This window comes from Limimaricola soesokkakensis (assembly GCF_900172345.1).
In the GTDB taxonomy this organism is placed as follows: domain Bacteria; phylum Pseudomonadota; class Alphaproteobacteria; order Rhodobacterales; family Rhodobacteraceae; genus Limimaricola; species Limimaricola soesokkakensis.
Genome location: NZ_FWFY01000004.1, coordinates 112,522 through 124,971, shown reverse-complemented (window position 1 = coordinate 124,971; position 12,450 = coordinate 112,522). Strand labels below are relative to the sequence as shown.

Genomic DNA, 12,450 nt, shown 5'->3' with positions numbered 1-12,450 from the left:
AACGAAGCCGGCCCAACCCCCTCGGGCATCTGCAAAGCGGAAATCACGACAGAGCCACCGCCTGTGGTCATCACCGGCGAGGTCGCACGAATGAAACCGGAGCGGCGATCCTGCACATCGGTCACCGGTGTGGCGCTGGTGGCGAATGGAGCTCCTATCTCAACCTATCCTGCCGGCCGGGTCTGGCCGTTGCGTCCATCACCTCGCTCAAGAGGCAATTCGAGACGATGGCGTCACAGGGCAGGGCCGTCGCGGATGGGGTGGGCGAACTCCCAAAACGCAGGCAGCGGAGCTTCGACCGGCGGGCCGGGATCGAGGCACTGCCGGACCCAGAGGACAGGCCGAGCCGGTCGACCCGAACGGCGCCAGCCCCACTTGCTTTCGCCGCCAAGTTGCAAGCGGACGCCCATTCACGGATCGCGATACGGGCGGAACTGGACCAAGCGCCCGTGCCGTAACCCGTTGACACCGGCGGACTGTTGACTTTCACGGGGGGGACATCACGCTTAGGCGAGCCAATCGCCGAGGCGACCAACGACAAGCAAGAACTCTAAGGGAGAGACATCATGAAGACCTATCTCGTCGGAGCCGCGACCGCGCTGACCCTCGCCGCTGGTGGTGCCGCCGCGCAGGACGGCCAGCAATTCATCTCGATCGGCACCGGTGGCGTCACCGGCGTCTACTACCCGACCGGCGGTGCGATCTGCCGCCTGGTGAACCGTGGCCGCGCCGATCACGGCATCCGTTGCGGCGTCGAGTCGACCGGCGGTTCCGTCTACAACATCAACGCGCTGCGCTCGGGCGAGCTGGAATTCGGCGTCGCCCAGTCCGACTGGCAGTTCCACGCCATCGAGGGCACCTCGCAGTTCGAGGAGCAGGGGGCCTTCGAGGACCTGCGCGCGGTGTTCTCGGTCCACCCCGAGCCCTTCACCGTCGTGGCCCGCGCCGATGCCGGCATCGAGACCTTCGAGGATCTCAAGGGCAAGCGCGTCAATGTCGGCAACCCCGGCTCCGGCCAGCGCGGCACCATGGAGGTGCTGATGGAAGCCATGGGCTGGACCATGGACGACTTCCAGCTCACCTCCGAGCTGCAGGCCGCCGAGCAGTCCCAGGCGCTGTGCGACAACAACATCGACGCGATGGTCTACACCGTGGGTCACCCCTCGGGCTCGATCCAGGAGGCAACCACTGCCTGCGACGCGGTGCTGGTGGACGTCTCCGGCGAGGCCGTCGACAAGCTCGTCGAGGAGAACCCCTACTACCGCACCGCCACCATCCCGGGCGGCATGTATCGCGGCAATGACGAGGACACCGCGACCTTCGGCGTCGGCGCGACCTTCGTGACCTCGGCCACCGTGCCCGAGGAGGTCGTCTACGAGGTGACCAAGGCGGTGTTCGAGAACTTCGACCAGTTCAAGGGCCTGCACCCGGCCTTCGCCGATCTCACCAAGGAAGAGATGGTCGCCGATGGTCTCTCCGCCCCGTTGCATGCGGGCGCCGAGAAGTACTATCGCGAGGCCGGGCTGATCGAGTGATCGCCAGACAACGCTGAATGATTGGCCGGGGCGCGTGTGAAACGCGCCCCGGCCCGACCCGTCTCGGCGACGGGGTTTCGGGACAACATGAGAGGGAGCGCGTCCGATGGCAGAGCAGCGCGAGGACCGGGACGACCGGCAATTTTCGGACGACGACCTTCAGGATCTCGTCACCAGCAGCGATTCCGGCGCCCGGGCGCCCGTGAACCGCGCCACCGCGATGCTGATCGCCGGCACCGCCATGGCCTGGTCTCTGTTCCAGCTCTGGATCGCCCAGCCGCAGCTGTGGTTCGGGGCCTACCTGCCGGTTCTCAACTCCTCGCAGACCCGACCCATCCACCTCACCTTCGCGATCTTCCTCGCCTTCCTCGCCTATCCGGCCTTCAAGTCGAGCCCCCGGCACAAGGTGCCGCTGGTCGACTGGGCGCTGGCCCTGATCGGCGCTTTCTGCGCCTTCTATGTCTTCTGGTTCTCCGACACGCTGGCGATGACCGCGCGCTCGGGTCTGCCCACGCAAGCGCAGGTGATCATCGGCTCGGTCGGCATCCTGGTGCTGCTTGAGGCTTCGCGCCGGGCGCTCGGCCCGGCCCTCACCGTGGTCGGCGGCCTGTTCCTCGCCTACGCCTATTTCGGCACCGGCTGGCTCATTCCAGACCTCGTCGAGCATGAGGGACTGTCCTTCACCTCGCTGATCAACGCGCAATGGCTCGACACCGCGGGTGTCTTCGGCATTCCGCTGGGCGTTTCGACGGCCTTCGTCTTCCTCTTCGTGCTGTTCGGCTCGCTCTTGGACAAGGCGGGGGCGGGCAACTACTTCATCCAGCTCGCATTCGCGGGTCTGGGCCACCTGCGCGGCGGCCCGGCCAAGGCCGCCGTCGTCGGCTCGGCGATGACCGGCCTGATCTCGGGCTCGTCCATCGCCAACGTGGTTACCACCGGCACCTTCACCATTCCGCTGATGAAGCGGGTGGGCTTTTCCAAGGAGCAGGCGGGCGCGGTCGAGGTGGCCTCCTCGGTCAACGGCCAGATCATGCCCCCGGTGATGGGCGCGGCCGCCTTCCTGATGGTCGAGTTCATCGGCATCTCCTATCTCGAGGTGATCAAGCACGCCTTCATCCCGGCGGTGATCTCCTACATCGCGCTGGTCTACATCGTGCATCTCGAGGCGCTGAAGCGCGGCATGCCGGCGCTGGGCGAAAGCAAGAGCTTCTCCGGCATGATCATCAAGTTCGCGCTGGGCTTCGTGGTGGCAGGCGTCGGCTTCACCGCACTGATCTACGGCGTCGACGCGCTGGAATCCGCGCTGCCTTCGCTCACCGCGCCGATCATGATGCTGGTGCTGGCGGCGGTCTATCTCGGCCTCGTCTGGGTCGCGGCCAAGCGGCCCGACCTGCATATCGACGATCCTTCCGACGAGGAGATCAAGCTGCCTACCGTGGCCGAGGTCTATGCCACCGGCTTGCATTACGTGCTGCCGATCCTGGTGCTGGTGTGGTTCCTGATGGTCGAGCGGCAGAGCCCGGCCAAGTCGGCCTTCTACGCCACCTGTCTGATGCTGCTGATCATCGTCACCCAGCGCCCGCTCAAGGCGCTGTTCCGGGGCAAGGGCGGCGAGATCGCCCATGAATTCGGCGCCGGGTTCCACGACTTGCGTGACGGTCTCGTCGCGGGCGCGCGCAACATGATCGGCATCGGCGTGGCCACGGCGGCCGCCGGCATCATCGTCGCCACCGTCACCAAGACCCCGATCGGCACCGAACTCGCCGGTCTCGTCGAGCAGCTCTCGGGCGGTATCCTGATCCTGATGCTGATCTTCGTGGGCCTGTTCTCGCTGATCCTCGGCATGGGGCTGCCGACCACCGCGAACTACATCGTGGTGTCGTCGCTGATGGCCTCGGTGGTGGTGAATCTGGGCGCGCAGGAGGGGCTGATCGTGCCGCTGATCGCGGCGCACCTCTTCGTGTTCTACTTCGGCATCATGGCCGATGTGACACCACCCGTGGGTCTCGCGAGCTTCGCGGCCGCCGCCGTTTCGGGCGGCGATCCGATCAAGACCGGCTTCACGGCCTTCTTCTACAGCCTGCGCACCGTCGCGCTGCCGTTCCTGTTCATCTACAACCCGGCGCTGATCCTCTACGGCATCGATCTTGGTACGTGGTTCGGGATCGGTCAGGCGGCGTTCATCTTCGTGGTCGCGACCATCGCGATGCTGCTCTTCGCCGCCGCCACCCAGGGGTATTTCCTGGCGCCGTCGAAGATCCACGAATCCGCGGCGCTGCTGGTCGTGGCCTTCACGCTCTTCGTGCCGGGCTTCTGGCTGAACCAGATGCAGAGCCCGTTCCAGACCTTCGCCCCGGCCGAATTTGAAACCGCGGTGGCCGAGGCCAACCCGGGCGACCGGCTGCGGCTCAGGATCGAGGGGCCCGACTTCAACTCGGGCGCGCTGACCTCGACCACGCTGGTGATGGATATCGAAGGCGAGGGCGGTGCCGCCGAGCGGATCGACGCGTCCGGGCTGCTGCTGTTCCCGGAGGGCGAGGTCGTGCGGCTCGACGAGCCGATGTTCGGCACCCCGGCCGCCGAGAAACTCGCCGATTTCGACTTCTACTCGGACACGCCGGTGCAGATCGCGCAGGTGCAGGCGCCGCGCGAACGGATCACCAAATACGTGTTCTACATCCCGGCGCTGCTGCTGCTGGCGGGCGTGGTGCTGCTGCAGCGCCGCCGCCAGACCGTTCCCGCCTTCTGATCCGTTCGGGCCCCGCGCGCCGGGGCCCGACCATCACGTACGCCACCGGGCAGGGACGGGGCAGGCGGCGCGCCGCCCTTACCCTTCGGTCGGAAGGGCCATGCCCAACGGACTGGGGCCGGTTTCCGCACAGATTTGCGTCAGAGAGGGCGCGCCCGGCGTGCGCAGCGCCGCGATGCGTCCATCGGTCTCGAACTGGCTTTCTTCCTCCGGCCGGGTCGATGGGCCGAGCAGCTGCCAGCTTGCCCCCGGGACGGCGCGGGTGATCGCCTCGGCCTGGCTGTTGCGGGCGCTATCGGTGAAGGGAAACAGGTCATAGGCCAGCACCGGCAGGGGAATTCGCCCGGCCAGGCGCAGCGTCACGGCGTCGATCCGCCCCACCGACCCGAGATAGAGCGGCGGCACCCCGGAGGGCACGGCCACCGGCCAGAGCCGCAGCTGGGTGCGGGGCACCGCGCCGCGCCGTTCCTGCCAGGCAAGATCGGTGGCGACGCCCTCGATCAACAGCGACGAGGCCGGCGGCAGCCCCCGATAGGTCAGCCGCAGGATCTCGGCGGGATCGAGATCATCGCCCGCATAGGTGCGGTTGCGCAGCCAGCCCAGTCCGCCAAGCAAGGCGTCGGGGGCATAGTAGCCGACGAGGGCGAGGTTGACCGGCTGCGCCGCATGCAGCGGCGTCTCGCCGGTCCGGGCGATCAGAGTCTCATCGAGCGCGCGGCAGGCCAGTTCCAGCGGCAGCGGCGCGATGCGGCCCGCCGCCTCGGCCCGGCCAGTCAGGGTGCCGAGGTTGATCGCCCCGAACATGGCCAGCGCCAGAAGCGCCGCGTGGGCGATGCGCAGCGGCAGCGCGTGGCGCGCGCGGCGCAGGATCAGCGCCCAGCCCACCAGCAGCATCAGCGCCAGCCCGATCAGCAGCCAGTAGGGCCCGAGCAGCACCAGAAGCGGCTCCTTGGGCTGCAACCCCAGCGCCGCGAGGCCGGTAGCTGAGGCATAGCCGATCGCCGCGTATTGCAGCACCGCCAGCACCGCGCCCAGCGCCGAAACCACGAGATAGGTGCGGGGCCGCATGCCCCAGGCGCCCGCCAGCACCTGGCAGAGCGTGGCGATCGGCCAGATCAGCTGCGCCAGCACCACGAAGGGCGGGCCTCGGCGTTCGAACAGGGCGCGTGCGCGGGCCATGGCGGCGGGCGCGGCGTTCATCCGCGCCAGCACCCGCGCCCCGGCCGTGCGTCCGAGCCAGAACGAGCCCTGCGCGCCGATCCATGCCCCCAGCATGCAGGCCAGCAGCGAGGTCCAGCCGCCCTGCGGAAGCTGGGTGCCGAGATAGACATAGACCGGCTCGGTCGGCACGAAGACGCTGATCACCGGCAGCTGGTTCACGATCGTCGCCAGCAGCAGCGCCGGCACGCCCCATGACAACATGCAAGGGCCCCTCTGGTGTCCCGCGGCGCCCAGGCGCCACGGGACGCATCCCTACAGCCTCAGCGGGCCGGGCGCACCCCCGATCGCGGTCCGGACGCGCCGCGCGGCCGGACCCGTGGCCCGCGCGCGTCTCAGCCCCCATCCGCCTCGGTGACGCGGGATTGAAAGCTGCGCTCGCGGTCGGGCCATGTGGACTTGATGTAGTCGAGGATCGCGTCGATCTCGGCGTCGGTCAGAATGCCTTCGAAGCCCGGCATGTCGCTTTCGTAGCCTTGTCCCACCACGGCGGCGGAGCCGCGCCGCACGATCTCGCGCAGCACCCGGTCGGGGTGGTGCCAAGTATGGCCGCTCGCGTCATGCGGCGGCGCGGGCAGGCGGCCCGAGGGGCCGGGGCGGCGCCAATCGGGCTGCCCCTCGAGCGCCGCGCCGTGACAGGACGCGCAGTTGTCGAGATAGAGCGCACGGCCATCGGCCTCCGGGACCGATGGCCAAAGCAGCAGGCCGCCCGCCGCCAATGCCACGGCCCCAGCCCCGACGGCCATGGCGATGCGCGCCTTGCCCTTCATCCTAGTTTCCCGGGCTGCGCAGGTACTTGACCAAGGCGGCCGCCGCGAGCAGCAGCACCGCGATCGCCAGCAGGCAGACCGCGCCCATGGCGAGCATCATGCCGCCGCCCATGCCGTTCATCATCATCATGTCGGTATCCATTCCATCGATTCGATATGTGGGCGGGGCCGGCGCGCCGACCCCGCCAAGGTCGGCTCACTCGGCCGGGTAGGGGTGTGACACGCCCTCGGCGTCGATCAGCATCACGTCGAGCTGCGCCTCCGGATCGTCGCCCATGCCGGGCGCACCCATCGGCATGCCAGGGAGGGTGAGGCCGATGGCGCCTTCGGGCTTTTCCTCCAGGAAGCGCTTGATCAGATCGGCCGGGACATGGCCGCTGATCGCGTAGCCGTCGACCACCGCCGTATGGCAGCCCTGCTGGCCGAGCGGTACGCCGGCTTCCTTGTTGACGGTGGCGAGGTCGTAGGTCTCGCGGATCTCCACCTCGAAGCCGTTCTCGCGCAGATACTCGGCATGCGCCGTGCAGCAGCCGCAATTTGGATCCTTGTGAAGCGTCATGGACTGGGCGAGCACCGGCAACGCGGCAAAGCCGAACACGGTGGCGGTCGCAAGGGTTCTGATGGTTTTCATGGTGATATCCTGTCGGTCGTGAATGCCGCCATCGGCGGCCTGAAAAGGCTCCCGGTCCCGGCCATCATCCGGCCCCGTTCTCCGTGCGTGAAGGGGCAGAAGGGGCGGACATGGCCGTTCCGGTTTGACGATAGCCACGCTGTGCGTGGCATGGCTTCGCGTCGCGAAACCACGCGATCGGTCAGGCCGTATCTTTCGGAGGAACGGGAATCGGGACAGGATGGCCGCCGGTTGGCGTCTCCACCGCGAAGCAGCGCGGCAACTCGCTACAGGCCGAACCAGGACCGGAAGGGTCGCTGGCCGGGGCCAGCACGCCCGGGGCCGTGGCGCAAAGCCCGTTGACCGCGCAATCCATGACAGCGCGGCTGTCGCCAGGAGCGCAGTCCGGGCAATGGGGGGAGGTCTCGGTCATCGCCATTTCGTGACCGCTCACGGGGCCCGCGGGCGCAGCCGTGGACAGCTGGACCAGGGAGCCGATCAGAAGCAGGCAGATGGCGACGAGGCGGATCATGGGACGATATGTGCGATCTTCGTCCGGCTTCGCAAGGGGAACGCGGTCACATGGCGGTGGGGCGCGCGCCGGAACGGGCGTGACGACAGGGTATTGCGCGAGAAAATGCCGAGTTCTCGCGCCTTTCGCGTTCGTCGCACCGCCGTCGCGACGATCCCCGCCGACCGTCCAGGCCGGTCGGCGGGGTGGTCTTCGAGCACGCTCGCGCTTCAGGCCCTGTAGGCGACGATCTCACCCGAGCGCAGCCGCCTGCCATAAGAGCGGAGCTCTTGGCGAACCACCTTCATCAGGAAGTAGAGGCCGAGGATGTTGACCACGGCCATCGCGAAGATCGCGGCATCGGAGAAGTCGATCACCGGCCCGAGATTGGCCGCCGCGCCGATCACCACGAAGGCGCAGAAGATCAGCTTGAAGATCAACTCCTTGGTCTTGCCCTCGCCGAACAGGTAGGTCCAGGCCTTGAGCCCGTAATAGGACCAGCTGATCATCGTCGAGAAGGCGAAGAGCACCACCGCCACGGCCAGCACGTAGGGGAACCAGCTGATCCCCTCGGCGAAGGCCGCCGAGGTCAGCGCCACGCCTGTATTGCCGTCGATCGTGGCGATCGCGGCACCGGCCTCGTCGAGCACGAAGCGGCCGGTCTGCGGGTCGGTGATGAGCTGGCCCGAGATGGTGATCACGAGCGCGGTCATGGTGCAGATCACCACCGTGTCGATCAGCGGCTCCAGAAGCGACACGAAACCCTCGGTGATCGGCTCCTTGGTGCGCACCGCCGAGTGGGCGATCGCGGCCGAACCCACGCCCGCCTCGTTCGAGAAGGCGGCCCGCTTGAAGCCCTGGATCAGCGCGCCGACCAGACCGCCCGCCACGCCGAGCCCGCTGAAGGCACCTTCGAAGATCTGTCCGAAGGCCCAGCCGATCTTGTCGTATTCGACGATCAGGATGATCAGGGCCGCACCGACATAGAGGACGCCCATGAAGGGCACGATCTTCTCGGTGACTCGCGCGATCGACTTGATGCCGCCGACGATCACCAGGAACACCACGAAGGCGAAGACGAGACCGGTGATCCAGCCTGGGTAGTCGCCGAGGATGCCGGAGATCTGGGCATGCGCCTGGTTGGCCTGGAACATGTTGCCGCCGCCCAGCGAGCCGAGGATGCAGAACACCGAGAACAGCACCGCCAGCACGCCGCCGCCCGGCAGGCCCAGCTCTCGGAAGCCCTTCGACAGGTAGTACATCGGGCCACCGGAGACAGTGCCGTCCTCGTACTCGTTGCGGTACTTCACACCCAAGGTGCATTCTGTGAACTTGGACGCCATCCCGAGGAGCCCCGCGAGGATCATCCAGAAGGTCGCGCCCGGCCCGCCGATGCCGACCGCCACCGCGACGCCCGCGATATTGCCAAGCCCCACCGTGCCCGAAAGCGCAGTGGCCAGCGCCTGGAAATGGCTGACCTCGCCCGCATCGTCCGGATCGGAGTAGTCGCCCTTCACCAGCCGGATCGAATGGCCGAAATAGCGGAACTGCACGAAGCCGAAATAGAGGGTGAACACGGTGGCTGCGATCACCAGCCACATCACGATCCAGGGGAAATCGGTGCCGTAGAGCGGCGCGAAGATGAAGCTGACGAAGGGCCCCGTGACCTCTGCGAAGATCTGGTTGACGCGCTCGTCGAGCGTCATGGCCTCCTGCGCCCGCGCGGCGCCTGCGGTCAGAAGTGTCGCGGCGAACGCCGCCATCGCGGCTGCGGTCATCTGCGGCCCCCTCATTGCACCACCGTGACCGGCAGATCGGCCCCCTTCACGAGGTTGAAGGTCGAGGAGCCGAAGATGCGGCTGGAAAAGCCGCCCTCGGAGGAGCGCGCCACGATGATCTGTGCCGCCTTCTGCTGCTTGGCAATGGCATTGAGCGTGTCGGCCACGTCGCCATGGCGCACGACGCCGGTGGCCTTGATCCCCAGCTTCTCGAGTTTCTTCACCGCCGGATCGATCACCCGGCTCATCACCGTGCTGATCTCCTCCTCGCGACGCTTGTGACGCTGCGCGTTCTCCTCGGCGGAGTGGAACGAGAATGGTGACCATTCGATCACATAGGCGACCACGAGATCGCAATCGCCGATGAGCCGGGCCTGGGTGACGGCAAAGTCGAGGGCGCGTTCCCCCGAGGCATGGCCGTCCAGACCGACTACGAGCCGTGTCGTCATTGGGGCATCTCCTGTCTTGGCGGCGGTCGGCGCCCTCGCGCCTTTCGCTTGGCATCGATCACACGGGGAAAACGCCCGCGTGAACAGCATAGTATCGCGGGGATCGGGTGTCGCCCATTCGTTTGCCCGTGTCCCAAGGCAGCGCCGCCGATCCCTCCGGTTCGGCGGCGGAGGCACGGGCGGCGGCGTGGCCGCATGTTTTTCGCGTCTGATTCATCGATCGAAGTCACCCGGTCGACAGCCGTCGGTCCGGTGAAGCGGCATGCCTTTCATGCGGGCCAGGAAGCCGCGGCCAAGACGGCTCGCCGGAGGTCCTCGGGTGTGTTTCTCACCCCGTTGCCGCAGATGGCCCCCGTACACGTGCCTGCCGTCGAGACCATCAAACTGCGGCGGTCATTTGGGCCCTAAGGAGCTGGCGCTGGCGGCGGTCTGAGTGCCGCCGCCCTCTGAAACCTCGGGCGGGGTTCGGTCTCAGCGCTTCTTCATGGCCTCGAGTAGGGCCGAGCCGAAGGCGCCGGGCTGATCCCCGCCCTTGGAAGCGCCGCGCTCGTGGCCACCTTTATGAGGCGGCTTTCCGGAGTTTCGCGGGGCATCCCGGCGCGGCGGTTGCCGGTCGCCCCGGGCGTTGCGCTCCTCTTTGGCCGAGGCACCGCCATCCTTGCGCATCGTCAGGCCGATGCGCTTGCGCGCCACGTCCACCTCGGTCACGCGCACCTGCACGACGTCGCCCGCCTTCACCACCTCATGCGGGTCCTTCACAAAGCGGTCCGCGAGCTGGCTCACATGGACCAAGCCGTCCTGATGCACGCCGATATCCACGAAGGCACCGATGGCTGCGACATTGGTCACCGTGCCTTCGAGGCGCATGCCCTCGCGCAGGTCGGTGATCTGCTCCACGCCCTCGGCGAATGTCGCCGTTTTGAAGCTGGGACGCGGGTCGCGGCCGGGCTTTTCCAGCTCTGCAAGGATGTCGCGCACGGTCGGAAGACCGAAATGCGCGTCGACATAAGCCTCCGCCTGCAGGTTTTTCAGGGCCTCGGGATTGGACTGGAGCGCGCGCAGATCGCGGCCGCAATCGGCCAGGATCCGGCGCGCCACGCCGTAGGCCTCGGGGTGGACCGCCGAGGCGTCCAGCGGCTCGCGGCCGTCGCGGATGCGCAGGAAACCGGCGCATTGCTCGAAGGCGCGGGGGCCGAGCCGGCTGACCTTCAAGAGGTCCTTGCGGGTGGTGAAGGCCCCGGCCTCGTCGCGATGGGCGACGATTGATTCCGCCAGCCCCGGCGTCAGGCCCGAGACATGCGCGAGCAGCGGTGCCGAGGCGGTGTTGAGGTCGACGCCGACCGCGTTCACCGCGTCCTCGACCACCGCTTCGAGCGATTTCGACAGGCGGCGCTGGTCGACATCGTGCTGGTACTGGCCGACGCCGATGCTCTTGGGCTCGATCTTCACCAGTTCGGCCAGCGGATCTTGAAGCCGCCGGGCGATCGAGACCGCCCCGCGCAGCGACACGTCGAGGTCGGGGAACTCCTTTGAGGCCAGCTCGGAGGCGGAATAGACCGATGCGCCTGCTTCGCTGACGATCACCTTCGTCGGCTTCTTCACGTCGCCGGGCAGCAGGGCGAGCGTGTCCGTGACCAGCTTTTCGGTCTCGCGCGAGGCGGTGCCGTTGCCGATGGCGATGAGCTCGATCCCATGCGCCTTGATCAAGCCGATGATCCGGGACTGGGCGCCCTGCACGTCCTTCTTGGGCTGGAAGGGATAGAGGGTGTCCGTGGCGAGGACCTTGCCGGTGGCGTCGATCACGGCGGCCTTCACACCGGTGCGGATGCCCGGGTCGAGGCCGAGCGTCGGCCGCGCGCCCGCCGGGGCTGCCAGCAGCAGGTCCTTGAGGTTGCGCGCGAAGACGGAGATGGCCTCCTCATGCGCCCGGGCGCGCAGCTCGGCCACCAGCTCGGTCATCATCGTCGTCGAGAGCTTCACCCGCCAGGCCCAGCTCGCGACATCGCGCAGCCAGCGGTCGCCGGGGCCGTTGCCCGAGGGGTTCAGGCGCGCGGCGACCATGGCCTCGCAGCGCGGCTCGCCGACCTCCTTGTCGGGGCCGATGTCGAAGCGGATGACGCCCTCCTTCATGGCGCGCAGCAACGCCAGTGCACGGTGTGAGGGCATGCTCGACCATTTCTCGGAATGGTTGAAATAATCCGAGAACTTGGCCCCGGCCTCTTCCTGGCCGGAAACCACCTTGGCGGTAACGATGGCTTCCCGCCGGAGGTAGTTCCGCAGGTCGCCCAGCAGCTCGGCGGTCTCCGACAGCTCCTCGGTGAGGATGTCGCGGGCGCCGTTCAGTGCCTCCTTCACATCCGGCACCGCCTCGCTCAGATAGGCTTTCGCGAGCGTTTCCGGATCGCGGGTCCGGTCCGCCATGATCGCGTCGCGCAGGGGCTCGAGCCCGTTTTCGCGGGCGATCATTGCTTTGGTGCGGCGCTTGGGCTTGAAGGGCAGGTAGATGTCCTCGAGCTGGGTCTTGGTCTCGGCGGCGCCGATCGCGCGGGACAGCGCGTCGGTGAGCTTGTCCTGCTCGCGGATCGACTTGAGGATCGCGTCGCGTCGGTCGTCGAGCTCGCGCAGATAGCCGAGCCGCTCGGCCAGCAGGCGCAGCTGCGCGTCGTCGAGCCCGCCCGTGGCCTCCTTGCGGTAGCGCGCGATGAAGGGGACGGTCGCCCCTTCGTCGAGCAGCTTGATCGCGGCCGCGACCTGGGTCGCATTCGCCCCGATGTCCTGGCCGATGGTCCGGTTGATACGGGTGGCGCGATCCATGTCAGTCCTTTCTTCC

The 12,450-nt window shown here is 67.7% G+C and carries 10 protein-coding genes; 2 read left to right on the top strand and 8 right to left on the bottom strand.

The window, feature by feature from the left end; all coding sequences use genetic code 11:
• Positions 1–566: 566 nt before the first annotated feature.
• Positions 567–1,535, top strand: coding sequence for a TAXI family TRAP transporter solute-binding subunit (locus LOS8367_RS08205; RefSeq protein WP_085896014.1), 969 nt, complete (start codon positions 567–569; stop codon positions 1,533–1,535).
• A 106-nt stretch (positions 1,536–1,641) separates the two neighbouring features.
• Positions 1,642–4,284 (top strand): TRAP transporter permease, encoded by a 2,643-nt coding sequence (locus LOS8367_RS08200; protein ID WP_085896013.1) that lies wholly within the window; start codon positions 1,642–1,644, stop codon positions 4,282–4,284.
• Positions 4,285–4,362: 78 nt separating this feature from the next.
• Here LOS8367_RS08200 and LOS8367_RS08195 read toward each other — a convergent pair whose 3' ends face one another.
• From LOS8367_RS08195 to LOS8367_RS08165, 8 genes are all read right to left on the bottom strand, one after another.
• Positions 4,363–5,706, bottom strand: coding sequence for a VTT domain-containing protein (locus tag LOS8367_RS08195; protein ID WP_085896012.1), 1,344 nt, complete (start codon positions 5,704–5,706; stop codon positions 4,363–4,365).
• Between the two features lie 131 nt (positions 5,707–5,837).
• Positions 5,838–6,248, bottom strand: a complete 411-nt coding sequence (locus LOS8367_RS08190; RefSeq protein WP_085896278.1) for a c-type cytochrome — start codon at positions 6,246–6,248, stop codon at positions 5,838–5,840.
• A 25-nt stretch (positions 6,249–6,273) separates the two neighbouring features.
• Positions 6,274–6,414 carry a hypothetical protein gene (locus LOS8367_RS19025; protein ID WP_165761414.1) on the bottom strand — a complete coding sequence of 47 codons (141 nt, stop codon included), beginning with the start codon at positions 6,412–6,414 and terminating at the stop codon, positions 6,274–6,276.
• A 54-nt stretch (positions 6,415–6,468) separates the two neighbouring features.
• Positions 6,469–6,903 (bottom strand): DUF411 domain-containing protein, encoded by a 435-nt coding sequence (locus LOS8367_RS08185; protein ID WP_085896011.1) that lies wholly within the window; start codon positions 6,901–6,903, stop codon positions 6,469–6,471.
• 181 nt (positions 6,904–7,084) lie between these two features.
• Positions 7,085–7,414: a hypothetical protein gene (locus LOS8367_RS08180; protein WP_085896010.1), complete on the bottom strand. Its 330-nt coding sequence runs from the start codon at positions 7,412–7,414 to the stop codon at positions 7,085–7,087.
• A 209-nt stretch (positions 7,415–7,623) separates the two neighbouring features.
• Complete coding sequence (locus LOS8367_RS08175) at positions 7,624–9,171, bottom strand: alanine/glycine:cation symporter family protein (RefSeq protein WP_085896009.1); 1,548 nt, start codon at positions 9,169–9,171, stop codon at positions 7,624–7,626.
• A gap of 11 nt (positions 9,172–9,182) precedes the next feature.
• The gene (locus LOS8367_RS08170) at positions 9,183–9,620 is read right to left on the bottom strand and encodes a universal stress protein (RefSeq protein WP_085896008.1); all 438 of its coding nucleotides are present in this window, start codon (positions 9,618–9,620) and stop codon (positions 9,183–9,185) included.
• 471 nt (positions 9,621–10,091) lie between these two features.
• Positions 10,092–12,434: a Tex family protein gene (locus tag LOS8367_RS08165; protein ID WP_085896007.1), complete on the bottom strand. Its 2,343-nt coding sequence runs from the start codon at positions 12,432–12,434 to the stop codon at positions 10,092–10,094.
• Positions 12,435–12,450 lie beyond the last annotated feature (16 nt).